This window comes from Microcoleus sp. MON1_C5, from assembly GCF_036701875.1.
GTDB lineage: Bacteria > Cyanobacteriota > Cyanobacteriia > Cyanobacteriales > Microcoleaceae > Microcoleus.
On the sequence record NZ_JAUBRN010000055.1, the window covers coordinates 15,419 to 38,422 of the forward strand.

Below are 23,004 nucleotides of genomic sequence, written 5' to 3' on the forward strand. Positions count from 1 at the left end.
ATCTAAAATTTCTCCCCTGTTTATTTCTTAGTCCGCGAACGACGTTCGGCTAATCGGACTCGAACCGTCTAGCCACCGACGAAAGTTTGTACGATCGGTTTCAACCGCCGACTCCGATCTTTTTACTTACCATCAATTATTATGCAAATCTTCAACTGGACAAAACTTCAAAATGGATCAGACATTCGCGGTATCGCCCTCGAAGGCGTTCCCAATGAAACAGTCAACCTAACGCCCGAAATTGCGACAATCTTAGGTAAATCCTTTGTCAGTTGGCTGGTGCAAAAAGTCAATAAACCAGCGGCAGAATTAACGATCGCGATCGGGCGTGACAGTCGCCTATCAGGGCCAAGCCTAATGCAAGCAGTCATGGAGGGAATTGCCTCAGTTGGTGCAACCGTGTACGACTTTGAAATGGCCTCAACCCCCGCCATGTTTATGAGTACCATTACCCCTGGTTTTGATTGCGACGGCGCGATTATGCTCACTGCTAGCCATTTGCCATTTAATCGCAACGGCTTAAAGTTTTTCACTGCCAAAGGTGGGTTACAAAAGCAGGATATTACAGATATCTTAACACTAGCCCAAAGCAATTACTTTGAGCCAGCCTCATCGCCCGGTAAGATTACAAAGCATGATTTTATCTCAGTTTATGCTAACCAATTTGTCACAAAAATTAGGGAATCAGTCAATCATCCCCATAATTTTGAGGAACCACTAACAGGACTAAAAATTGTTGTGGATGCGGGCAATGGTGCTGGCGGTTTTTATGTTGATAAAGTCTTAAAACCTTTAGGTGCAGACACTACGGGCAGTCAGTTTTTAGAACCCGATGGTACTTTCCCCAATCATGTGCCAAATCCCGAAGATAAACAGGCAATGCAGTCAATTTGTCAAGCGGTAATTGAACATCAAGCGGATTTTGGGATTATTTTTGATACCGATGTCGATCGGAGTGCGGCTGTCGATCAAGTTGGCAAGGAACTCAATCGCAATCGCTTAATTGCGTTGATTTCTGCGATCGTATTAAAAGAACACCCAGGCTCTACCATTGTTACCGATTCTATCACCTCTGATGGCTTGACACAATTCATCGAACAGGATCTAAAAGGGATTCACCATCGCTTTAAACGTGGCTACAAAAATGTGATTGACGAGTCGATACGCCTCAATGAAGCCGGACAGGAATCATGGCTGGCGATTGAAACATCGGGACATGGAGCTTTGAAAGAAAATTACTTTCTGGATGATGGCGCTTATTTAGTCAGCAAATTATTAATTGAATTGGCTAAGTCAAAGCTAGCAAATCAATCTTTGCCAGATTTAATTGCGAATTTAAAAGAACCCGAAGAAAGTGCAGAATTTAGGATTAAGCTAGGTGTAGATGATTTCAAGGCTCACGGCGAGCGCGTTATTGAACAACTGCAAGAATTTGTCTCTACCCAAGCAGACTGGAAAATAGTTCCCAATAACTACGAAGGTTTGCGAATTTCCTGCACGTCAGCTAGCGAATCCGGCTGGTTTCTGTTACGCTTATCACTCCACGATCCGGTGATGCCTTTGAATGTTGAGTCGAATGTTAAGGGTGGTGTCGCTCACATAGTAGCTCGGCTTTTAGCTTTTTTCCAAACCACCGAATCCCTTGATTTTTCGGCACTATCGATCTAAGTTTTACTCGTGTCAGACTATTAGTAAACCAAACCCAAGGAGGAATTTAATCATGTGGCTTTTAATCATAAAATGTTCTGCTGAAAGCTGGGAGACCCATTCCAAAGCTTTCAAAGCCATCGCGGCCAAATATCCGGCTACGCCTTCCTCTTCCAAAAAGATGAAAGGCGACGGTCAACGCATCATGGAATATCAGCTTGAGAATGTCAATGATGTAGAGGAATTTATGGAAGAATGCTTAACATTAGATGGTTTCACTGCTACCTTTGAATCCCTATAATTCTAGGTGATAACATTATAGCAAGTCTCAATTTTTATCTCATACCATTTTAGAGGTGAGATTTTAAAATTGGGAATCAATACTATTATGCCAAAAACAGGCTACAATAACTAGAGAGTTTGAAGAAGGTTGTCGGAAAGTAAACGGCAAAGAAAGAATTGATTTAACAGCTCTTGAGTTAAAAATAATTCGGTTGTAGCGCCGTGAACTATAACTAATACCAATTGTTAAAGGTTATGCAACAGTAGCTAGGACAGATAAAATATAATCCAATCCTATCCGCTTAGAGAGGAAGAGTGTTTCTGTTGAAACTTGGACTCTCCTTGATTTGTGGTGGAAAGGGTAGTGTGAGCGTCTGGCTCAAACGGGCTTTCCTCCCCGGACTACGGGAATTTTTATTATGGTTATCACCCCAAGTTAAGTATTTATTAAAATTAGTCTCTCATATCCAAATCTGTGACCGAGCTTTTTACCTACGGCTGTTTCTCTCGAATCATTGCGGATTGGTATAGTTAGTCTAGATAGTTAAAAATATATCAGCGAGAGAAAGGTTAAGGACAGCGAGTGATGGTAATGACTGTGAATCGAGACAACTGCGGGCTAAGTGCGGAGATAGTTAGGGGTTTGATTTTGCCGTGGCGGCAGTTCAAAGCAAACAAGCTAACCGCCAGTTCGATCGGGGGAATTGTTGCTGGCCTTCTAAGTTTTGCCCTGCCGGTGCAAGCTTTGCAGGTAGTGGTGACGCCGACAAATCCCGAACTGGGAGATACGCTGTCAGTAATGATTCAGGTTGACGGTAACGGCGGGGAAACTCCCAAAGTTTCTCTACAGCAAAAAAACTACCCCGCGTTTCCCATCGGCAACGGGCGCTTTCGGGCCCTGCTGCCGACGACGCCGTTAGAGAAACCCGGTGCCCGCCAAATCCAAGTCACAGGTGATGGACAAGTGCAGAAGTTGAGCGTGCAAGTGCGCGGTCGAGATTTTCCCACTCAATCCATCTGGCTACCGCCTGGGAAAGACGAGGAAGGTACAGATGCTGAATTCGATCGCGTAGACGCATTTAAAGCACTGGTGACACCCGAAAAATTTTGGGACGGCAAATTGTTGCGCCCCAACTCCGGCGAAATTACTACTATTTACGGGGTGCGACGTTATTATAATGGGGTATTTGCTCAAGACTACTACCACCGCGGCGTCGATTACGCAGGTGCTTACGGTTCCCCTGTAGTGGCACCGGCCGCAGGTCGGGTGTCTCTAGTGGGACGCGAATCGCAAGGCTTCAAAATCCACGGGAACGTGGTTGGTATCGACCACGGTCAGGGGGTAGCAAGTATTTTGATGCACCTCAGCCGGATTGATGTCAAGGAAGGCGATGTCGTGAAAGCCGGTCAAGTAATTGGTGCTCTGGGGTCAACGGGGGCTTCTACAGGCCCTCACCTGCACTGGGGACTTTACGTGCACGGGCAGTCCGTCGATCCTGTACCTTGGCGGCTTCAGGGAGTTGAGTAGGATTTTTTACAGGTTTTGAGGGATTTATCAGTCAATTATGGGGTAAGTTTGTGGCTGGGGTGTGCAGATAACTGTTATGGGTTATCTGTATTGAGTTAGGATTTGTATAAAATTTCTCACCTCAACCCTCACAACTCGAATCTCAAGACGCTAACAATCGCGTCTTCACAAAACTTTATTAATGATGCCGTTGAGCGGGGACGCATATATGAGTATTGAAAAAATTGTTGAACAGGCTTTGCAGGATGGTTATTTAACGCCGTCTATGGAAGCTGAGGTGGGACGGATCTGCAATACGGCTTCGGAATTGTCGATCGAAGAGTACATGGCTCTCGATCGTCTGATGGGATCTTTGTTGACTGGGGAAGTTGTGGTACTGCCACGCAAACAGTTCATCAACGTGATGGAAGAGTTGGTCCTGAGCGATGCGATCGCTAGGGTGGCCGAAATTGAGGCGACGAGCGACCTGAGTCTAGATGTGGGAGATATTGCAGCTTATGCTTTAAATAGGCTGCCACCTCTGTACGCTACGACGGAAGAGGGCGCTCACTTTCAAAGGGCTAGGGCTAAAGAGCAACTTCACGATTTGATTTCCAAAGAAGTCAACGCAGCGATCTCCCGCAACTTGGATCGGCCTGACACCCCAAACCCCACAGCTTTGGGCAAGTCTTCTGGAAACGAGGTTCTTTCACAGCTAAGCACTTGGCTGCAAGCTAACGCCACTAATTTTGAGCCGCAGCCTTAGTACCACCCCAACAGCTCTATTTCAGTTAAGTCTATCCCGCTCAATTCAGAAAGCGGGATTTTTAGTTTCTGAGTCAGCAAGATTCATCTGAAGACCGAAGCCAGAAGGCACAAGACCGAAGCCAGAATTAAAGAAAAAAAATTAAAATTTAAGAGTTTTCTTTATTTGTTACATCAAATAAAAAATTCCCTCTTCCTCCTTCCCTCTTCCTTCTTCCTTCTTCCCTCAAACGATTAATTGTTGCTGTCAGAAGAGTCTGCCGAGGGGCCAGCGGTAACTTTTGTTTCTCGCTTTTCGCGTTTTTTCCGTTCCGCTTGGATGACATCTTGAAGCACTATTCGCGCTTGAGCCATTTTTTCCAAATTGCTGCGGTACAAATCTAAATCTTTGCTAACTTTGTCTTCTGGCAGGTGCAAGGCCGCACTGACTTTAGCGATCGCGTTGTTTCGCGTTTCTTGGTCTTTTACTAAGTTAGGGTCAGCTTTTTCTAACAGCGAGAACAAACCGATCGCGAACAACCGGCTGTACTTAAATTGAGGGTTGCTGGCGATCGCCCCTAAAGACGCTTGTAACTCCGCTGTATCTTCAAAGCTGGTCGAACGATCGAGCCACGAGAGCAACTCTGGCCCGGAAAGTCTATCTGCCAAGCTTTCCAATCGCTGAGCGTCTTGCTTGTAGCGATCTGGATCGTCTTCTAGGGACTTGCACAAAGCGTTAAAAATCGAAACTCTGTCTGCTTCTGGGGCGTACCCAAGCATGAATCGATCGAAAGCTGTCACTACACCCAAAGCATAAATCGGGTCGTATTGAAAATCGGCATTCGCCGAAAGCAAGTGCATTTCTACCATCAACTCTTCCACCACTCGACGGTAAATTGAATTGATCGGTCGAGTGTGAATCGTATAGAAACTTCGCTTAGTATCTGAAACAGTACGGTTATTGTTCACCTGAGTCTTATAGATAAATAATTTTGCCGTAGCGGGCGTGCCAGCGCGGCGTGAGTAAAGTCGGGGGAGTCAATTCTGCGATCGGTCTGACAAAAAGTGCCAGTTTTTTAAGCGTTGCCGCCTCCTTGCGAGACAAAATTTTATCAAAAAAATTTTACGCGCGATCGGCAGCAACAATTAATATGTCGCAATAGGAGGGAAAAACCCCAGTATCTTTACAATCATAGCTTAGCTGGGATCGCTCATAAATCTAATCTTCTGACTTGCCCAGCCTAGATATGGTCTTGCATATCACAATAACTTTTTTTTGTCAACCCCTAATGGTAAAAAATCAAACAAACATGACAATTTCTCCTGAATTAATAGCTTTAGCCCAGTACATGGCGGGCGAATTTGACAACCGGGAACAAGCGCTAGCAGAGCCGACGTGGTACGTCCACCTTCGTTTGTGGCAAAGACCCCTGCCGGTTCGTTTATTTTCCGAACCCAGCATTGCCCTGTTTGCCGAACAAGCCAACATTCTGGAATTAGACAAGCCATACCGCCCCCGCATCGTGCAACTGAGGCACTCACAGATAGCGCCGGGACTGATTGAAGCTCAGTATTATATGTTCCACGACATTACAGCCGTCAAAGGAGCCGGTTGCAACCCCGACTTGCTTGGAAAGCTAACGAAGGAGCAAATCCAACTCCTCCCCGGCTGCACCCTGTCGGTTGCAGTGCAAAATTTAGGCTCAAACAGCTATCGCTTTCGGGCATCTTTGCCGGAGGGAACTCGCTGCGGCTTTGCCTACGGGGGGCAAAATTACCAAGTAGACTTGGGATTTGAAGCCGCAGGCGAGGAATTTCTCAGCTACGACAAAGGAATAAGCCCCACGACAGGCAAGGCTATCTGGGGAGCTTTAATGGGCCCTTTTAGATTTGTCAAGCGTCAGGATTTTGCTGCTGAGATATTGGTTTGAAGCAAGAAGCAACAATAAACAAGGAAGAAAGATTTAGCTATCTAGGATAGAAGGCAAGACTTTACCTTGACCTATTCTTCTACTTTAGTGTTTTGGTGAACCTCTCAACCTCTCAAGAAAGGAAGAAAGCATAAGGAAGCTGGCAAGAGTTTACCTGCTTCCTATTCTTGTGCAGGGTTCCGGCGCATTTTGTGAGCCTCAAGCTTAAATTACCCGCGACACTGCAATAGATGCCAGCAGGAGTGCTCAACTTGCGCGTGGCACCCCCTCTAGAGCTTCTTCTTCCGTTTCAAAGATTTCAAACACAGAATCCATCATGGTGACTTCAAACACCAGTTTGGCTTCGGGATGAACATTGCAAATGCGGAAACTTCCCTTAACTTTATCCGCATCCCGCATACCTGCTACAAGTGAGGTCAGGCCAGAACTATCGATAAAGTTAACCTGACCAAGATTCACTACGACATGGCGGCTGAGTTTGGAAATACACTCTTGCAACTTGAGGCGGAATTGCCAAGCTGTAGTGATGTCCAACCGTCCTGTCGGTGCTAAGACGATAACTGTTGTACCGTCTTGAAGCGTGTGGGTTTTTTGATCAATATGAATCACTGACCCTTCCCTCAAATTTATTATCTATCGCGGTGGTTACTGTCCCAGTAGTTTAACTCAGGTCGGTGACTGCTGAGGCATCCAATTCGCCCAATCTTGCGGTTTTAAGAACTTCGAGTAGAGTTCGGCTTCGGGAGAGTTGGGTTCTGGTTCGTAACAGTATTCCCAGCGTACCAAAGGTGGCAGGGACATTAGAATCGATTCGGTGCGTCCGTTGGTCTGCAAGCCAAAGGTCGTGCCTCGATCGTACACCAAGTTAAATTCAACGTAACGGCCGCGGCGGTAAAGTTGGAAATTACGCTCGCGCTCGCCGTATTCTTTCGATCGGTGCTTTTCAATAATAGGGGTGTAAGCCGGCAAAAATGCCTGGCCGCAATCCTGTACGAAGGCGAACAGCGACTCCCAAGTCCTAGGTTCCGGCACGCCGATGTTGTTGCTGCACTCAGCGGCTTTACCTTTGACATGATGGTCGCGGTAAAGCGCGCCTTGAGCGCTTTGGTAGTCAAAAAACAGGCCGCCCACGCCGCGGGTTTCTTGGCGGTGGGGGAGGTAGAAATATTCGTCGCACCAGAGTTTAAAGGTCGGATAATATCCGGGATGGTGGCGATCGCAAGTTGCTTTCAGAGTTTTGTGAAAATGAGCTGCATCCTCAGCCAACGGGTAATAAGGAGTCAAATCTACACCGCCGCCAAACCACCAAATCGGCCCAGCCTCAAAATAGCGGTAATTCAGGTGAACCGTAGGCAAGTAGGGATTGCGGGGGTGCAGCACCATCGAAGTACCCGTTGCATAGAAATCGTGACCGGCAGCTTCTGGGTGCTTTGCCAGAATCAAAGCCGGCAAACTTTCGCCCCACACTTGGGAGAAATTGACTCCCCCTTGTTCAAAAACATCGCCTTCGCGCATGACGCGAGAACGTCCGCCGCCGCCTTCGGAGCGTTCCCAAGAGTCCTCCTTAAATTTGCCCAGACCATCGAGCTGTTCGAGGGATTGACAAATTTCGTCTTGTAGGCTTTTCATAAATTGGCTGACTCTAGCTCTAGAGTCAGCGGGCGGCAAAAACGGGGAAGTGGCGGTTTTAAGTGTTGTAGAAACTGTCATAAAATTTTCTGTTGTCAGATTTGAGTCTTAGATGGGCGATGAATCCCAAATCCAGTCGTCATGTAATTATGCCACCGCAGGTCGGCAAATGATCGCTATGAAGTTACATTAAAAAATAGCAATAAAAATATACTTAAACCTGCGATCGAAAATTCGCTAACCCAATTGCAGAGCTATGGTGGAGAACACAATGCCCAATACACTCGATGTTAGTTCAGTCTTAGAAATCCTGCGACCCGTGCAAGATCCCGAACTGCAAAAGAGTTTGGTGGAATTGAACATGATTCGTAACATAAAAATTGACGGCGGTGTCGTCAGTTTTACTTTAGTGCTGACAACGCCTGCTTGCCCGCTGCGAGAATTTATTGTCGAAGATTGCCAAAAAGCGGTCAAACAGTTGCCAGGAGTCGAAAAAGTGGCGGTGGAGGTGACAGCCGAGACGCCCCAGCAAAAGGGTGTGGTCGATCGCCAAGGCATTGAAGGAGTGAAAAATATTATCGCAATTTCCAGCGGCAAAGGCGGCGTCGGCAAAAGCACAGTGGCGGTAAATGTGGCAGTAGCGCTGGCGCAAACTGGCGCTAAGGTGGGTTTGCTGGATGCGGATATCTATGGGCCCAATGACCCGACAATGTTGGGTCTGGGGGACGCGAAAGTGATGGTTAGGGACGGGAAAAGCGGGGAAAGCCTCGAACCCGCCTTCAACTACGGCGTCAAATTAGTGTCGATGGCATTTTTAATTGACAAAGACCAGCCCGTCATTTGGCGCGGCCCGATGTTGAACGGGATCATTCGACAGTTCCTCTATCAGGTGAATTGGGGCGATTTAGACTATCTGATTGTCGATATGCCTCCGGGTACGGGAGACGCGCAGTTGACAATGGCGCAAGCGGTGCCGATGGCTGGTGTGGTGATCGTGACGACGCCGCAGACTGTGGCATTGTTGGACTCCCGCAAGGGTTTAAAGATGTTCCAGCAGTTGGGAGTGTCGGTGTTGGGAATTGTGGAAAACATGAGCTATTTTGTGCCGCCGGATATGCCCGACAAGCAATACGATATTTTCGGTTCCGGTGGCGGGGAAAAGACTGCTGCTGAGTTGGGAGTGCCGCTGTTAGGCCGCATTCCGCTGGAAATTCCGTTGCGGGAAGGTGGGGATTCGGGGGTGCCGATCGTGGTGGGGCAACCGGGTTCTGCTTCAGCTAGGGAGTTGCGGGCGATCGCGGGCCGCATTGCCGGTAAAGTTTCCGTAGCAGCCTTAGCCTAACAAACTCTCGTTTCTGGGCTTTGCCTCGCGTCTTCCTGTAAACGAAGATTTGCCTAGTTCTCAGGCTCTGCTTGGGAACTAGAAACGAGAAAAGGTAAGCTATAAAGAGCCAACTTAACATTCACAGAATTATGATTTTTCCAGGTTCGGCAGTTCGAGTTAAAGATAAGGGTGAGATTTACTACGCCTTTCAAGGACAAGTTCAGCGAGTTAGCGATGGGAAGGTCGCGGTACTGTTTGAAGGTGGCAATTGGGACAAGCTGATCACGTTCCGGCTGTCGCAATTGGAACTTGTCGATGCTACGGCTGGTCGGGCGAAATAGTCAGTTGACAGTTGACAGTTGACAGTTGACAGTTGTCAGTTGTCAGTTGTCAGTTGTCAGTTATTGTTTATTAGTACCCACTTACAAATAATAATAAATAACAACCAACAGCCAACAACCAACAGCCAACCGCCAACAGCCAACAACCAACAACCAACTGCCAACGGACTAATATGCGTTTACCTTTACCCCAATTTGCTACAAAAGAGCGCCATCCCGATCGCATTGCTGAGGTAATCGAGACGGCAACTTCGGAATTTTTGGCTCAATGTTTGGAACCAGAAGACTTAAGTTTTCCCGTGATGCCACCTTTTGGGAGTTGGGTGAAGGCCGAGGATGAAGAGTCGAAAAATCAAATCTACGGCGTGGTTTATTACGCTACGACTAGCCCGATCGACTCGGTGCACAGAGCTCGCGCTTTGGGTTTGTCGCTGGAAGAGTTGCGGGAAGAACAACCGCAGATTTTTGCGATGCTCAAAACCGAGTTTCGAGTGGCGATTGTGGGGTTTGAGGCTGCGCCGGAAAGGTTCAACGGTCACGGCCCATCGAGGGGTAAAATTTATCAGTATTTGCCGCCGCGCCCGCCGCAAATTCACCAGGCGGTTTATCGCTGCGAACCGGATGAGGTGATTGATTTTACCGTGCAATTGGATTTTTTGAGGACGCTGCTGGGGGTGGCTAATGCGCCGGTGGATGCGCTGACGGCGGCGGCGATTCGGGAGATTTATCAGTTGCGGATGCGCGATCGATCTTGGTTGGTAGAAGCGGGGAGGAGTTTGAGTGTTTTGCTGAAGGATGATTATGACAGGTTGAGGGTGATTTTAAGTCAGATTCATCCGTAGGGAAAAGCTGAATAGTATGTTTGAGGCCGATCGTCAAATATTCAGGCGATCGCACCAGCCCGACTCTGGTATTTGACCGGCCTTACAATTAATTTGAGAAAGAAGAAACGAGCGCACTTAATTCAAAATGCGATCGTCCCATTGAGTTTTGCATAGCACTGCGGCTGATGTAAAAGACCATTTTTGCCCAATTTAATTTAAAGAAACATAGCGAATCAAACTCCGCACGAGCTTGCCGATAGTCGGGGCGGGTAAAATCTGCGACCATTCCAGAACTGCTGCAAAGCGACGCAAGTAAAGTGCGCTAACCATTTTATCGATTCCCAACTGCTCGCCAATCACTAGGATCGGCAGAGGTTCCCGGTCTGTTTCAGCAGGCACAGGATGTGGCTGCGAGGTCGGCGATGTCTGGATTTCGTTGATATCTGTGGCAACAAAAAGCTGTGTTTGAGTCATTGCGCTCGATCTCGTCGATCCGATTGGTGCTAATTGTCAACAATCGGCTGTGTAGGGCCTTAGATGACAATCAGCAACGTTTACAGGAGCGTGACTCTCTGACACAATCGGGAGCATGGCAAGAGCAGGTAAAGCCCTCAAAAAAATATTAGAGGCATACGATATCAGTCAATATCAATTGGCAGCAAAGATGGAAATCGATCGCTCAAACGTTAGCCGTTGGGTAAGTGAAGAACGAGACCCGTCGGCTGAGGCGGTATTTGCCATTAAGCAAGCGTTGCAAACATTCAATCGAGAGGCTGCTAATGAATTCGTCAGGTTGTACCTGGGAGATGGCGAGGAAAACGGTTAATTTCTGAGGTGTGAAGAGTCTCGCACCTCTCATTGTCCTGCATTCAAGGGCGATCGCCTATTAGTTTGCAATCATTTATTTAAAGCGAGAAAGATTATATGTGGGTAGAGATAACAGGGCTCAATCAAGTTCCCGAATGGGGTGTGTTGAAGGTAAAAGTTGAGGGTACTTCAGTGATTTTGAATCGTCAAGGTCTGAATGTCACTTGTTACCGCAATGCTTGCACTCATTTAGAATATCCGATCGACATGGGTAAGGTAAGCAGCGGTATCATTACCTGTCCGTTTCATAAGTATCAGTACAAATTAGATACTGGTAAATGTTTGAATGCACCCAGCGATGCCCTGGAATCTTATCCGGTAAAGATTGAGAGCGATCGCGTTTTTGTAGACATAGATTAGTTATTCGTTATTAGCTATGAGACAGGGGTTTAAACCCCTGTCTCATAGCTAAAGTCGTCTTTAGACGACTTTAGATTAATATTTGATATCAAGTCCGGCTTAAATACTCCGTCACTCTCTTAGTCTGCGGAGGCAGACTTGGTTTGATCAAGAGCGGTTGAAACCGCCGAACCATCGAGGGAGTAGCCAACCCGGATTTACTTTCAACCTACCATTTTCGCGCGCCGCTGACGGAAGAAAATCGCCAAAAGCCCGATCGCACCTACCGCCAAAAGCAGCCATTCTTCCGGTTCAGGAACCCCCGAAACATTCAGAGGATTATTCGGCTTACTCAACTGTTCCTTACCAGATTCTACCTCTCTGTCAAATCGATCGCTCTTAGCTTCCGCTGCTTTTAGCTGCTCTCTTTGCGCGTCATTAACTAACACAATCATCGAAGAATAAGGCGTCACCACTTTGAAATTTTTAGCTACTGCGTGCATTGCATCCAGTTGCGTCAGTTGATTTGAACTTTTCTGCTTGCTAAGTGCAGTTATCAACTGCCGCGCAGCTATCGGTTTAAAGCCTTCATTTCCGGCATTTTTGGACTCTGCAACTGGCGCCGATTTTGCGGTTTTTCCCGACTGTGGCGTTTTGGCATAACTCCAAACATAGCCATCCACAATGCTAACTGTAGATTTGCCCGAAGCTGCTGTCGTTGCTACTCGCTGCATCGCCTCTTTCATATCTGTAGAAACTCCGCCGCCGCTATCTTGAATCACCTTTAAAGTTGCGTCGTCGTAGCCGGGGGGCAAACCTCCCAAATGCACTGTCCATAGGGGTGCAGAGATGGAAAGTTTAAGTTTGCGATCGTCCGACAATTCGTAACTGTGGCGATCACTCACCACAAATACAGTATCGTAACTTTTATCGCCCCGCAACTGTGCAAACTGTTGCAGCATATCTTTGAGCTGGAGCGTACCGTAAAATGTCACCTTTGCGGCATCGAAATTGCGTACATCTTCCACAAACTTAGGTGGCATTCCCGCAGCGCTGGCGACATACAAATCAACAGCATTTTTTCCGGCTGCATTAGCTTTCAACCATTCAAAAGTCTCTTTTACTTCCTTACTTTCAGCCGCCATGCTGCGGGAAGTATCGAGAATAACTGCAAATTTCTTGCCTTGCGGTAGGGAGTAATTTGCATCAGCCAGCGGCTTAGCAGAAATGATATTTCCTCCCGGTAGAATCGCCTGCTGCGCTGTTAGAGGTTGCTGTGCGACTGCGGGCCAAAAGGGTGGTAGCCAAGTTTCTCTTGCTTCTTTCCCGCTGTATTTTACCTCTTTTCCGGCGATCGTGCGGCGAGTATTTTGGTCCCAAAAAATGTTGCGTTTTTCAGCCAAAACAGGCATCGCCCAACCCTGTGGCTGCCGCATGACTTTGTAAGTCAGCCACAGGTGCATTTCGGTTGGCCCGTCAGTTTGGGTGAATTCTCGTTTAGCCGGGATTGGAAAAGCCCGCAAGCGGTATTGTTTGGGGCCAATTTGTTCTAGCAAAGCCGGATCGACTCTTTCTACTACCTGTTGATTGTAGACTTGCTGTGCGGCACCGCGAGGCGATACCGTAAATACAAAACGTTTGTTTAAATCCCCAGTATCTCCTAGCCAAACTCCTGTAACTGCGGCGCTTTCAGGCAGGGAAAAGTAGTAAAATACTTCTTGCAAGTTCGGCGTTTGATTTTTGTAAACTTCGTAGAGTTGAACGTCAGCCCAATCGCCGTTTTCTTTGACTGTCACTTCTTGCGACTGCAACCATACTTTTTCCTCACTGACATTCAGCAAACCAGCTTTAGCTTCTTCGCGGTTTGATGTTGACTGCACCGCGTGTTTTACTGCTTCTGTGTCGCCTTTTTGCAGTTCTGTATCGAAGAATTCGCCGTAGAGTTTTTCTGCTTTTTCCACATCAGCACTAGAGCCTTGATACAAAAACGGCGACATTAAAAAATTATAGCTGTTCTGCACCGTTTGAGCTGCTCCGTCAGGCAAATTCAAAGTATTTTTGTAGAGCTCATAAATGTGGTTGTTTTCTCCTACAGTGCTCAGGTAGCGGTAAGGCGACAAATAAGCGTTAACTAAGCCCGATCGAATCATATCAGACTTGGCTAATAAAGTTTGGCGAACCGTGTCATTTGCCGGCGGAGTCGCCAGCATTTTCAGTGCTGCAACTTGTGGCTGCTGCTGCAAAGCGGAGAAAATAGCCAGCCAAGCTGCTATGACTCCCAAACTTCCAATTATCGCTTTATTTTTCCCGTATTGTGCAGCAAAACTCTGCCATATTTTCCGCCCGGAATGAATGTAGAGAAAGCCGTACAGCGAAGGCATGACAACGAATAAGCTACAGGTTAAACCAAAGAATATCAAGAATAGCGCTATCCAAGTTAAACCCGAAATTAAACCCCATACCCACGCCCCGTATCTAAACATATCCCAAAATGGTAATACCCATGTAAACTTGAAGAATTCAATCACTGCACTGAAGAATCCAGCAACTGTCACTAATCCCACAGGTACAGCGTAATACATCAGCAATGTTGCCGCCCAAATGCCAACTACTAGCATTAAACTGTGACATCCTAATTGCAGCCACGCACTTCGTTTTTCTCCGCTCAATCTTAAAAAAAGAGGCTGTTTATTAGGGGAAGTTTGAAAATCTGAGATATTTTGAACATTTTCTCTTTTACCCAGATATCCGTACAGCATTTCCACTGAAAATGCTGCAATGCACAAAGCAATAGTAGCGATGATTTGATAACTAGCTGGGGTGAGTTCTCGCAGCAGGAACAAGCGGAGCAAACACAGCAAAAATAGCGGTGCTTCTACGCCGTAAAACCAACGCATTAGCTCTAGGGGTTGCTCGCTAAAACGCCTATACCCTATTACTGTACATACCGTGGGTACAGCGATCGTAGCTGCCATCGTCAAAGTAAACTCTAGCGGGATGATGCCATCGATTGTCGCCATAATTAATGGCACTCCTATAATCGGCAAAATTCCCAAGTAAACAAGCGATAAAAAACTCAAATTCCAGAACCAAAAAATTCTTTTTAAAATTCCCTCAAATACCTGTTTTATTTTCATTCATTTCTCCTTGTAAGCTTTGTTTAACGCTAGCGTAGACGTTACCAGCAAACTCTTTTACTTCAGGATTTTCTGCGGGTAACGAACTGTTAAATAAAATGGAAACTAGCACCCAATTGTGATTTTTGTGAGTGAGATCGCTGCCGATACGGGACATGAAGTTATCTGTAGTTAGCTGTGCAGATTGCAGCCAGTATGCTGCTGAGAATTGGTTGTTTTTGAGAGACAGCCAGCGCGCTGTTACTGAAGGAGTTAGTTGTTTTTTTTCTATGCGATTTACGGGAATTCCGCTCGCTACAAAACACAACTCGGGGGCGTGATAAGTTTGCCAGGATGTGCTGGCTACTGTGAGCATGGAACCGCGCAAGTTGCCGGCGACAAATCTGATTTTTTGTGTTTGCGTGTCCGGATAGTTGCCAAAGAATTTTTGTTCGCTAGCATTCAGGGGAATTGACTCTGATTTAATATATTCAGGCAATCTTAAAGGTGCGATCGCCATTTTTGACGTTTCTACATGAGACAGTTGAGCCATGACTGCCAAAACTGTGACTGCTGCAATTATTCCTGGTTTGGCTAAAGGGTGATTTTCGAGAATTTCTGATTTGGGTTTTGCAGAAATACCGCGGGTTTTTTCTGGCTGAAATTTCGGTACTCGTTGCAGCATTAACCAGGTCACAAAAGAAGCACATACTAAACCGACAATTCCCAGAGGAACGTGAATAATTTCTGCTATGTTTGGCTGCTTAAACACTTCTGAAACCAGGACTAACACGGCAACCCGCGCAGCGTTAGCAGACACCAACATTAAGAGATTAGCAGCGCCGACTGCTAGCCATTTTAACCTCAATTTACGCCCTTCCAGCCAGGTAGCAGATAGGAAAAATAGCGTTCCGACTAAGAGGGTTTTAATGCCACTACAAGGCACGTCAACGTGAGCGATGCCGTTTTCCAAAACGATAATATCGTAAGAAGAAATAGCGCCCACGTGCAGCATTGAGAGCAACTGTTCTACTACCTGAGCAGTCAGCACTCGCGCCGGCAAACCTAAGCCGCTATTAAACTGACTGTTGAATGGTAAAATACAAGCCAGCAAGCCCGCCACAGGCAAGTTTTTTTGCCAAAAGTTCTGCTCCACGAATAAGCCGCACAGCCCGTAAGTTCCGAGGATAAATAGCAGGACAGTAACTTGTTTGATATCAATTATGTACTGAAGGGCGATCGAGCAAATACCCGCACCCAACATCAACAGCAGCGGATATCGCCTCAAAACGAAATTTGGCGAAAATCCCGGCGGGCGATCCTCTTCGAGGGCTACGCTAACGGAGTTCCCAATCGATCGCACTACTAATGCTACAATCAGAAAGCCAATTACTATCTTGTACAGTGTGGGTATCTCAACAAATGAGGATAACAGCCACTTAACAGCCGAGATATTAGCCCAAAACCAAGCAAGCGCCAGTAAAAAAGGAGCCAGCCAAACCCAATTAACCGCAGGATGAGGAGTAACAGAATCTGGAATTGCAGAATCAGTGATATTGGTGCGCTGCATGATACTGCTTGACATTCACGTTGGTGACATCTTAGCTCAGCCAAATTGGTAATGTCTAGACCGATTATTTAAGTTTTGTCAAGCTTCGATTTTCTCTACAGAGAAGCTAGCGTTATAATAATTAATTTTAGCGGAGGTAAAAATGAGCGAAAAAAGCCCAGGATACAAAATTGTTAGCGATAACCGACAAGCGCGCCATCTCTATGAAATTATAGAGACATACCAAGTGGGCATCGAGTTGAAGGGAACCGAAGTCAAATCAATTCGGGAAGGAAAAGCCAATTTGCGGGACGGATATGGTTTAGTTCGGAACGGGGAATTGTGGCTTATCAACGTTCACATTTCGCCCTGGAGAAGTGCTAGCGACTATTTTAATCACGAACCCCGCCGCACTCGGAAATTGCTGATGCACAAGCAGGAAATTCGCAAATTAATCGGCAAAGTCGAAGAAAAAGGTTTGACTTTAGTGCCGTTAAAAATGTATTTGAAAGGCGGCTGGGTAAAACTCGATATCGGTTTGGGTAAAGGGAAAAAACTGTACGACAAGCGCGAAGATTTGAAGAAACGCGAAGACAAGCGGGATATGGAAAGAGCGATGAAGCAATATTAGTCATTAGTCATTAGTCATTAAACATCTCCGAAAAAGAAACTACAACCTTTGCTACTCGAAGGTTGAAAGTTAAGTTATGGAGATGTTTATTAGTCAGGAGTCCTTAATGATTCATGATTGGTGATTGCTCATTAATGATTGGCTATTTTAAATCGAGTTCGGTTAATTACTCATCATAATATTTTTCAAAATCCTCCCTGGAGGATTTTGAGGACTTCTATCGTCACTACAAACTTAGTTAGAGTTATTTCACCGGAGCCCATCTTACAGCAGATTCTATGTTGATTAACTAAACCCCAGCTCGTTCCATCCCCGTAGGGAAACGGCCTAGGGTAAGTCCCTACACTTCATAAACCTGGAATACGCTGTATCTCCTTATAGAGTCGCATACTGTCGATCGACTGACCGCTGACTAAGTATTATTACTTAGGCAAGGCAACAGTTCTACCTTCTTCCTGCTTCCCGCTTCCTTTTTTCTGAAAATATCCGGATAGCTTGTGGAGCGTCATGAATGATTAACCTATGCTCGAATACATCTGGGTAGTGGGGCATTACCCAAGCATTTGGCTGTGGACTGACAAACTCTTATGAGAAATAAGCTCAAACCTGAGTCATTTCGTAAGATTCTGATGCCCTTAGGGTGGCAATTAAATCTGGCAAACAAAATATCGCCCAACTCTCAAGTTAAAAAATGCTAAAAATGACACCATTAGCTAACATTTTCAATGCCATGAAAGAGCCAGCAAAAAAGCATCAGAACTCCAAGTGGGGAGCCTTCTTTCTGATGCTAGCAGTAGGCTTTGGCGGCTGGCAAATTGGGTTGCCGGAACTGGCATCTTTTTTTAATAATATTGCGTTTGAAAACTACAAAGCCAATCGATTGGCGGATACTCAAAAAGCATATGAGTTAGCCCTCTGGGTAGATCCAAAAAGCCGAACAGCTCTTTACAATTTAGGATGGCTTTGCGAAGAGGTGCAAGATTTACAATGCGCCCGAGGAAAATATCTGCAAGCTGCAAAACTCGGTCTGCCTGCTGCTTACAGCAATCTGGCTCGATTATATATCGTCGACCAAAAAAACTATCCGGCTGCCGTTCACTTCCTGTGGCAAGGTTTGAAATTAGCGGAGGACGATCGAGTAAAATATTCTTTACTCAAAAACTTGGGATGGGCTCGGCTGGAACAGGGTCGATATTCAGAGGCATTGCAACATCTGGATGCAGCGATTAAACTTGATAGTGAAGGACCAGCAACTTACTGCTTAAAAGCGCAAGTCCTAGAAAAGATGAAAAATACTAAGGAAGCGCTACCGCAGTGGAAAATTTGTCTAAAGTATGCGGATTCTCAAGAATTCGATGAGGATATATGGATAGGGATGGCACGTCAACGATTAAACGAGGAAAAAACAAATAAATGAAACGCACAGTTTTGCTTTCATCAACCATACTGGCAATTATAACGGTACTGGAGCTAAGTCAAGCCTCAAAAGCAGTGCCAACTCCTCGGACTGTTAAATCTACCGTTAATGAATCAGTCGAGATGCTGTTCAACTCGAGTCAGTCGATGCGACAGTGCAAAGATAAAAATGGTGGAAAATATGCGTGTCCGAGATTCATCATGCCTCCGGAGAGCGAAGAATAAGGCTTATTTTCAATAAATTTTGTAGAGTGTACCATCACCACTTTACAGCAACAGGTATGTAGTATGTAGTAGTAGTATGCAGGGTGCGCCGTCCGCACCTTATACCATTTGAGATTTGAGATTAAGAATTGAAGAATTGGAAATAACTTATGGCTATAATGGTTTGCAGCTTGCATAAAGCTGCATTCTTTTTTTGCACTGATATAACTCTTAATCATTGCTGTATCGGCTATTGCTGGAATCCGCACCGGGCGGGGAGAAAAGCCCCGCCAGCAATTCTCTCTACTCGCCCTCCGTCAAAGCTGAATCTTGCTGCTGCTGATGCGAGTTGCTGTAAAAACTAGCAATAATCGCCACCATCAACCACCAAAGCATATTAACTTCCGGGCGGTACCAAACTGTATCGACAAAACCGTGGGCCATCATGCCGGCTAAAGTTGCGATCGCCCCAATCAACCAAAACCCCTGATTCGATTTGAGATTTTGGATTTGAGATTGGGGATTTTGGGATTCTTCCTCTAAACTAGAGACCTTAAATTGTGAATCCCGCAGATGTTTTATCTGCAACAAACCTTGATTGACGGTGACAGTCATCAGCCAAAGGAAACACATTAAACCGATAAAACCGGTTTCCACCGCAATTTCCAGCAGCACGGAATAAGCGCTCAAAGCAGTGAATTTCGGCTTCATATAAAGCGGATAAACTTTATTAAAAGCAGTGTTTCCCGGCCCAATTCCGAGAATTGGTCGATCGCGAATCATGTCAACCACCGCCGTCCAAACATTAATCCGAAAATTGTTGCTGCTGTCACCTCTGCCGATAAACATACTCGAAACTCGATCGCGCAGAGGGTCCACTAAAGCCACTCCCAAAATTAAGGCTCCCGCCAAACCTCCTAACCCTAACGGCAGCGCCCAAGTTCGCCAGAACCGAGGCATCAAAGGGCTGTACCAGTACCACAGCAGCACTAAAAATACCACCAGTAGAGCCACAAAACCGATCCAAGCACCCCGGCTGTCCGTGTAGCGCAAACACGCGCAATTCACCACCAGCATCGTCAGCGCTAAAATTTTTGTTCCCCATCCTTTCCACACAAAAAGTGCGGCGGCGCTCAATGCAATGGCCGGCAGTAAATAGGAACCAAGCAAGTTAGGATTTCCCAGAAAACTATAAACTCGCGTGACATTGGCTTGAGTAGAAGTCGGATCGTTCCAAGTAGCTAGTGGTGGCACTTTATCAATCCACTGCCGCACGCCGTAGAAACTGACAATTAAAGAGACGTTCAAAAATACGGCAATTAACCACGATCGCCAACGGGGCGATCGCAATATCCGAGCCATCAGCGCAAAAAACAGCAAATACAGCGTTAGCTTGCTCCAACCAGTAGCAGCGGCGACTTTCACCGGCGACATGGCGGTTGCTACGGTGGCAATGCCCCAGTACAGCAGAACCAGCAAATGAATCGGTGTGAAGGGGATGTCGCGATCGTCCGAAACAGTCAGCAGCACCCAAAATGCAGCGCTAGCCGCCATCAATACCCCCACCAAGGCATTGTTTACAAACGGCGCAAAACCGAAAGTCAAGGCCAGCAAAACAAAACCCAAGGGTTCTGCCCACTGCATCAGCCAGCTACTTTGTCGCCAACTGCGTAAAGAGCCGATCGCCAAATTGAATAAATAACTTCTACTTTGCCACTGAGATAGCGGCAAATTTGCCAGAGTTAACTGTTGCCAAACTGAATTCATTGCTATTTTAGATTTGTACTTTGTAATCGGTAATTGGTAATTGGGAATTGGGAATCGCTAATCGCTAATCGGGAATTGGTAATTGGGAATTGATAATTGAAAAAAGTTGAGTTATTTTTCTTTTTTCTTTCAGCAGTTACGTCCTGTACACTGCTTCTTCCCTCTTCCTTCTTCCCTCTTCCTTCTTCCTTCTTCCTTCTTTACCCTTCCAACAATTCCGTAGCATTTGTGCAGGGCAGCCAGAGCACGTAGCGATATCCAGATTCCGGGGTTCCTTGAATTGAGAGTTGACCGCCTTGAATTTCCACCAACTGGCAGCAAAGCAGCAGCCCCAAGCGTTCCCGCGCCCCGTAACCAGCTAACACCGGTGCGGTATCCTCGGCATTCTGGGCCACCAAAGCCGCCAACTCAGAAAACGCCAGCGTTAATCGCTGCGAACCCTGTGTCGGGAGTTGCGCTTCGAGTCCGAGGGAGTCGGTTTCGGAGTGCGATGGCGAACCGCTACCAGATCCGGCCTTCAACAAGTAGTCGGTGTAGAGTTTAGCATGGGGCAAACTTTCCCCTAACCAAGGATGAAAAACCCAAACTCCGATGTTGATACCGTCTTCTTTCCGAGAAACGTGGACTCGAATCACGCTGCCTGCCCCAGCAGATTGAATAATGCTAAAAATTAAGTGGTGCAGCATTTGCTGAACCTTATCTTTATCTACCAGCCAGATGCGCGACCCGGGCCCCATCGACAAATTAATTTCTTGCTCTCGTCTACTTGCCGCCGACGACAGGATTGTCACAACCTGCTGGCACAAAGTTTCTATATCGACTGCGGTTCGCTTCAAGGTGAAAGCGGAATCATCTAGTTCTGCCAGTTCCAAAATTTCTTCAACTAGCGATCGCAAAGAGCGGCTGCTGTCTTGGATCACGTCAATATATTCTTTTTGCTTGCTCGTTAAGGGGCCATAAATTTCTTGTTTCAACACGCTTGCCATGCCGAGGACAGAAGTGAGCGGTGTGAGCAATTCCTGCGCTAAATTATTTAGCAGTTTTATTTTAATTGAGTTAGTAGACAAATCGATAGGTTTGTTAGTCATCGCTAATTTTTATTGGTTCATTGTCGAGCGAGCGTTTGCGGTTCATTAGACCTATTCCAAAAGTCTATAACAATCTGTTTATAATTCACCAGAAAAAAACGTAGTGAAGAAAAATATATATTCCTTCTTCCCTAGAAGCTCTTCCTTATCTGACTAATTAAGATTTAATCATTGCTTCTAAAGCTGATTGCAAGTCTTGAGTGAGTTCGGCAACTGCTAACCTGCGGCTGGTTTGATATCGCTCCCAACGATCGCTCACTGATATGGGTTCGCCCACGGTCATTTGTACCTGCTGTTTGCCCAACTTCGGTCTGCCGAAAGGATTTCCCCCTTTGATGCGAGCCAGTACGTCCCACAGCAGTAAAGTTGTTTCTGCCAAACGTTCTGCTGTCAGTTGTTCTGCGACGTACCTGCCCGTGACGGACACGAAACTTTCTACAAGTCTCATGTGCCACATCCGAAGACTTGCTTCTTCAGCGAGGCGATCGGCTAATCCTCTTTCTAAGGGAGAAAGTGCTGCAATATCTTTGATATCTTCTCGATAAATATACTCCCATCCTGCTTGTTCCACACGGCGGCAGCGGTCTATTAAACTGCCTTTGGGCTTTAAGTTAAAATATTCTTCTGCTACTTGCAAACCCACGTCTAACAGGGCTTTCAGTCGAGCCATCATTACTTCATTTCCCGAATCATTTCCAGTTTTTCCTGGGAGCGATAATGATGTTAAAATAGATGTTTCAGGCTGTAAATTTTTATGATAAAAACGGCTGTAAAACTCTTCCATTACGGCTAGTAAATGGCTGCCCAGTCGAATCAGGCGCAGATATTGGAATTTGTGATTGTGGTTTTCGGAATCGGGATTTGCCGTCTCTAAATTAGGCATCTCGGTGCGTTCTAAGGGTGGCAGTCCGCAATCAATTTCTAATTGAGTTAAAAGTTTTTCTAGGGGTTGCCAGGGTGGGTTGACATAGCGGTATTGAATGCCGATCGGCACAATTAACACTTTTTCAGTGCGTCCGGCTTTCAGCAAATCTTCAACGCACCAGAAACCCATTTGAGCAATTCCCGGTTCGAGGGGACTGACTATTTCATTGTGACCGTTGGTAGCGCCCTCTGGGGCGGCGGCGATCGGGAATTGGCTGTTGGCAAATAAATCGCGGGCCGATCGCAATCCGGCGCGATCGATTTTACCGCGAACAATCGGAGTGCCACCGAGTTGGGAATACAACCAGCCGACTCCCGCACCGGCCCACAGGGGAATACCGCGATCGTAGATAAAGTGGGAATGTACCGGGAATTGCAGGGGAATGCCTTTGGCGCGCGCTGCCTGGGGAACGAGTTTCCAAATTAGTTGTCCCAAACAGTAGGGATCGTCTGAGTTGGGGTGGCGGAAGGCTAGCAAGAAGCGAACTTTCTGATTTTGAAATTGGTGGAATAGTTCGGCGAGGGTTTCGACGTTTTCGGCTTGAACCTGGCTGATACTCGTCCGAAATCGCAGCCACCAGGGGAATATTTGCTTACAACCTTGCATCACTAGAGGGTTGTAGGCTGGGGGTATGAATTCCAGCGGCGGCTGAACTTGGCTAATTGAATTGGGCATTTTGCGATTTTAAATTTTAGATTTTAGATTTTAGATTACTAGGCTGCGGTAAAATTTTCCAATTTTTATGATGCTGAAGTTTTTTTTATTAACCGCAGAGGACACAGAGGACACGGAGGAAGAGAGGAGATAGCAAAGCGTGTCAATTTAATGTCAAAAGTATTACCCGTCTTGGATTGAATATCATGTCCAGTCGAT

The 23,004-nt window shown here is 46.3% G+C and carries 23 protein-coding genes; 13 read left to right on the forward strand and 10 right to left on the reverse strand.

Annotated features, from left to right (window positions below):
- Window positions 1–141: 141 nt before the first annotated feature.
- The 4 genes from QUA71_RS22570 to QUA71_RS22585 all read left to right on the forward strand — a co-directional run bounded on the left by QUA71_RS22570 (window position 142) and on the right by QUA71_RS22585 (window position 4,202).
- Window positions 142–1,668 (forward strand): phosphomannomutase/phosphoglucomutase, encoded by a 1,527-nt coding sequence (locus QUA71_RS22570; protein ID WP_333288447.1) that lies wholly within the window; start codon window positions 142–144, stop codon window positions 1,666–1,668.
- A gap of 52 nt (window positions 1,669–1,720) precedes the next feature.
- Window positions 1,721–1,948 (forward strand): hypothetical protein, encoded by a 228-nt coding sequence (locus tag QUA71_RS22575; RefSeq protein ID WP_190658651.1) that lies wholly within the window; start codon window positions 1,721–1,723, stop codon window positions 1,946–1,948.
- Between the two features lie 567 nt (window positions 1,949–2,515).
- Complete coding sequence (locus QUA71_RS22580) at window positions 2,516–3,457, forward strand: M23 family metallopeptidase (protein ID WP_333288490.1); 942 nt, start codon at window positions 2,516–2,518, stop codon at window positions 3,455–3,457.
- A 208-nt stretch (window positions 3,458–3,665) separates the two neighbouring features.
- Complete coding sequence (locus tag QUA71_RS22585) at window positions 3,666–4,202, forward strand: late competence development ComFB family protein (RefSeq protein ID WP_190658647.1); 537 nt, start codon at window positions 3,666–3,668, stop codon at window positions 4,200–4,202.
- Between the two features lie 233 nt (window positions 4,203–4,435).
- On the opposite strand, the gene psb29 is transcribed toward QUA71_RS22585, so the two are convergent.
- Window positions 4,436–5,149 carry a photosystem II biogenesis protein Psp29 gene (psb29, locus tag QUA71_RS22590; protein WP_190736638.1) on the reverse strand — a complete coding sequence of 238 codons (714 nt, stop codon included), beginning with the start codon at window positions 5,147–5,149 and terminating at the stop codon, window positions 4,436–4,438.
- A gap of 7 nt (window positions 5,150–5,156) precedes the next feature.
- On the reverse strand, window positions 5,157–5,285 hold the full coding sequence (locus QUA71_RS22595; RefSeq protein WP_278187355.1) for a hypothetical protein: 129 nt from the start codon (window positions 5,283–5,285) through the stop codon (window positions 5,157–5,159).
- 205 nt (window positions 5,286–5,490) lie between these two features.
- Between QUA71_RS22595 and QUA71_RS22600 the strand changes: the two genes are divergently transcribed.
- Window positions 5,491–6,111 (forward strand): chromophore lyase CpcT/CpeT, encoded by a 621-nt coding sequence (locus QUA71_RS22600; RefSeq protein ID WP_190658644.1) that lies wholly within the window; start codon window positions 5,491–5,493, stop codon window positions 6,109–6,111.
- 246 nt (window positions 6,112–6,357) lie between these two features.
- Here QUA71_RS22600 and QUA71_RS22605 read toward each other — a convergent pair whose 3' ends face one another.
- Window positions 6,358–6,720, reverse strand: a complete 363-nt coding sequence (locus tag QUA71_RS22605) for an STAS domain-containing protein (RefSeq protein ID WP_006631392.1) — start codon at window positions 6,718–6,720, stop codon at window positions 6,358–6,360.
- A gap of 57 nt (window positions 6,721–6,777) precedes the next feature.
- The gene (hemF, locus tag QUA71_RS22610) at window positions 6,778–7,821 is read right to left on the reverse strand and encodes an oxygen-dependent coproporphyrinogen oxidase (protein ID WP_333288451.1); all 1,044 of its coding nucleotides are present in this window, start codon (window positions 7,819–7,821) and stop codon (window positions 6,778–6,780) included.
- Between the two features lie 190 nt (window positions 7,822–8,011).
- Between hemF and QUA71_RS22615 the strand changes: the two genes are divergently transcribed.
- From QUA71_RS22615 to QUA71_RS22625, 3 genes are all read left to right on the forward strand, one after another.
- Window positions 8,012–9,082, forward strand: a complete 1,071-nt coding sequence (locus QUA71_RS22615) for an Mrp/NBP35 family ATP-binding protein (protein WP_006631390.1) — start codon at window positions 8,012–8,014, stop codon at window positions 9,080–9,082.
- 131 nt (window positions 9,083–9,213) lie between these two features.
- Window positions 9,214–9,405: an NAD(P)H dehydrogenase subunit NdhS gene (locus QUA71_RS22620; protein ID WP_015175937.1), complete on the forward strand. Its 192-nt coding sequence runs from the start codon at window positions 9,214–9,216 to the stop codon at window positions 9,403–9,405.
- A gap of 173 nt (window positions 9,406–9,578) precedes the next feature.
- Complete coding sequence (locus QUA71_RS22625; protein ID WP_333100500.1) at window positions 9,579–10,247, forward strand: HAS-barrel domain-containing protein; 669 nt, start codon at window positions 9,579–9,581, stop codon at window positions 10,245–10,247.
- Between the two features lie 192 nt (window positions 10,248–10,439).
- On the opposite strand, the gene QUA71_RS22630 is transcribed toward QUA71_RS22625, so the two are convergent.
- A complete protein-coding gene (locus QUA71_RS22630) occupies window positions 10,440–10,703 on the reverse strand; it encodes a peptide ABC transporter substrate-binding protein (RefSeq protein ID WP_333288454.1) in 264 nt (87 codons plus the stop codon).
- A 115-nt stretch (window positions 10,704–10,818) separates the two neighbouring features.
- Here QUA71_RS22630 and QUA71_RS22635 point away from each other — a divergent pair, with 115 nt between their 5' ends.
- Window positions 10,819–11,055: a helix-turn-helix transcriptional regulator gene (locus tag QUA71_RS22635; protein WP_333288456.1), complete on the forward strand. Its 237-nt coding sequence runs from the start codon at window positions 10,819–10,821 to the stop codon at window positions 11,053–11,055.
- Window positions 11,056–11,153: 98 nt separating this feature from the next.
- Window positions 11,154–11,456, forward strand: coding sequence for a Rieske (2Fe-2S) protein (locus QUA71_RS22640; protein ID WP_333288458.1), 303 nt, complete (start codon window positions 11,154–11,156; stop codon window positions 11,454–11,456).
- Between the two features lie 203 nt (window positions 11,457–11,659).
- On the opposite strand, the gene QUA71_RS22645 is transcribed toward QUA71_RS22640, so the two are convergent.
- Both QUA71_RS22645 and xrtO read right to left on the reverse strand, forming a co-directional pair.
- Window positions 11,660–14,572 (reverse strand): TIGR02921 family PEP-CTERM protein, encoded by a 2,913-nt coding sequence (locus QUA71_RS22645; protein WP_333288460.1) that lies wholly within the window; start codon window positions 14,570–14,572, stop codon window positions 11,660–11,662.
- Entirely contained in the window at window positions 14,550–16,136 is a 1,587-nt protein-coding gene (gene xrtO / locus QUA71_RS22650; RefSeq protein WP_333288462.1) for an exosortase O, read from the reverse strand. Before xrtO ends, QUA71_RS22645 begins: the two co-directional genes overlap by 23 nt.
- Window positions 16,137–16,263: 127 nt before the next feature.
- On the opposite strand from xrtO, the gene smpB reads away from it, so the two are divergent.
- From smpB to QUA71_RS22665, 3 genes are all read left to right on the forward strand, one after another.
- Window positions 16,264–16,731 carry an SsrA-binding protein SmpB gene (smpB, locus tag QUA71_RS22655; RefSeq protein ID WP_190658630.1) on the forward strand — a complete coding sequence of 156 codons (468 nt, stop codon included), beginning with the start codon at window positions 16,264–16,266 and terminating at the stop codon, window positions 16,729–16,731.
- Window positions 16,732–17,431: 700 nt separating this feature from the next.
- Window positions 17,432–18,148, forward strand: coding sequence for a tetratricopeptide repeat protein (locus QUA71_RS22660; protein ID WP_333288465.1), 717 nt, complete (start codon window positions 17,432–17,434; stop codon window positions 18,146–18,148).
- Entirely contained in the window at window positions 18,145–18,372 is a 228-nt protein-coding gene (locus QUA71_RS22665) for an Osc7112_2153 family protein (RefSeq protein WP_333219279.1), read from the forward strand. The genes QUA71_RS22660 and QUA71_RS22665 overlap by 4 nt, the downstream gene beginning before the upstream one ends.
- A gap of 282 nt (window positions 18,373–18,654) precedes the next feature.
- Here QUA71_RS22665 and QUA71_RS22670 read toward each other — a convergent pair whose 3' ends face one another.
- The 3 genes from QUA71_RS22670 to QUA71_RS22680 form a co-directional block, all read right to left on the reverse strand.
- The gene (locus QUA71_RS22670) at window positions 18,655–20,118 is read right to left on the reverse strand and encodes an IctB family putative bicarbonate transporter (protein ID WP_333288466.1); all 1,464 of its coding nucleotides are present in this window, start codon (window positions 20,116–20,118) and stop codon (window positions 18,655–18,657) included.
- 200 nt (window positions 20,119–20,318) lie between these two features.
- Window positions 20,319–21,206 (reverse strand): histidine kinase dimerization/phospho-acceptor domain-containing protein, encoded by an 888-nt coding sequence (locus QUA71_RS22675; RefSeq protein ID WP_333288468.1) that lies wholly within the window; start codon window positions 21,204–21,206, stop codon window positions 20,319–20,321.
- A gap of 157 nt (window positions 21,207–21,363) precedes the next feature.
- A complete protein-coding gene (locus tag QUA71_RS22680) occupies window positions 21,364–22,806 on the reverse strand; it encodes a 1-acyl-sn-glycerol-3-phosphate acyltransferase (RefSeq protein ID WP_333288470.1) in 1,443 nt (480 codons plus the stop codon).
- Window positions 22,807–23,004: the final 198 nt, after the last annotated feature.

Bases quoted from the DNA above. Each gene is read 5' to 3' on its own strand.
- QUA71_RS22665 (WP_333219279.1), top strand. From the start codon at position 18,145: ATGAAACGCACAGTTTTGCTTTCATCAACCATACTGGCAATTATAACG.
- QUA71_RS22675 (WP_333288468.1), bottom strand. From the start codon at position 21,206: ATGACTAACAAACCTATCGATTTGTCTACTAACTCAATTAAAATAAAA.
- QUA71_RS22600 (WP_190658644.1), top strand. From the start codon at position 5,491: ATGACAATTTCTCCTGAATTAATAGCTTTAGCCCAGTACATGGCGGGC.
- xrtO (WP_333288462.1), bottom strand. From the start codon at position 16,136: ATGTCAAGCAGTATCATGCAGCGCACCAATATCACTGATTCTGCAATT.
- QUA71_RS22615 (WP_006631390.1), top strand. From the start codon at position 8,012: ATGCCCAATACACTCGATGTTAGTTCAGTCTTAGAAATCCTGCGACCC.
- hemF (WP_333288451.1), bottom strand. From the start codon at position 7,821: ATGACAGTTTCTACAACACTTAAAACCGCCACTTCCCCGTTTTTGCCG.
- QUA71_RS22630 (WP_333288454.1), bottom strand. From the start codon at position 10,703: ATGACTCAAACACAGCTTTTTGTTGCCACAGATATCAACGAAATCCAG.
- QUA71_RS22585 (WP_190658647.1), top strand. From the start codon at position 3,666: ATGAGTATTGAAAAAATTGTTGAACAGGCTTTGCAGGATGGTTATTTA.
- QUA71_RS22575 (WP_190658651.1), top strand. From the start codon at position 1,721: ATGTGGCTTTTAATCATAAAATGTTCTGCTGAAAGCTGGGAGACCCAT.
- QUA71_RS22645 (WP_333288460.1), bottom strand. From the start codon at position 14,572: ATGAAAATAAAACAGGTATTTGAGGGAATTTTAAAAAGAATTTTTTGG.
- QUA71_RS22640 (WP_333288458.1), top strand. From the start codon at position 11,154: ATGTGGGTAGAGATAACAGGGCTCAATCAAGTTCCCGAATGGGGTGTG.
- QUA71_RS22635 (WP_333288456.1), top strand. From the start codon at position 10,819: ATGGCAAGAGCAGGTAAAGCCCTCAAAAAAATATTAGAGGCATACGAT.
- QUA71_RS22620 (WP_015175937.1), top strand. From the start codon at position 9,214: ATGATTTTTCCAGGTTCGGCAGTTCGAGTTAAAGATAAGGGTGAGATT.
- QUA71_RS22680 (WP_333288470.1), bottom strand. From the start codon at position 22,806: ATGCCCAATTCAATTAGCCAAGTTCAGCCGCCGCTGGAATTCATACCC.
- QUA71_RS22570 (WP_333288447.1), top strand. From the start codon at position 142: ATGCAAATCTTCAACTGGACAAAACTTCAAAATGGATCAGACATTCGC.
- QUA71_RS22660 (WP_333288465.1), top strand. From the start codon at position 17,432: ATGACACCATTAGCTAACATTTTCAATGCCATGAAAGAGCCAGCAAAA.
- QUA71_RS22580 (WP_333288490.1), top strand. From the start codon at position 2,516: ATGGTAATGACTGTGAATCGAGACAACTGCGGGCTAAGTGCGGAGATA.
- smpB (WP_190658630.1), top strand. From the start codon at position 16,264: ATGAGCGAAAAAAGCCCAGGATACAAAATTGTTAGCGATAACCGACAA.
- QUA71_RS22625 (WP_333100500.1), top strand. From the start codon at position 9,579: ATGCGTTTACCTTTACCCCAATTTGCTACAAAAGAGCGCCATCCCGAT.
- QUA71_RS22670 (WP_333288466.1), bottom strand. From the start codon at position 20,118: ATGAATTCAGTTTGGCAACAGTTAACTCTGGCAAATTTGCCGCTATCT.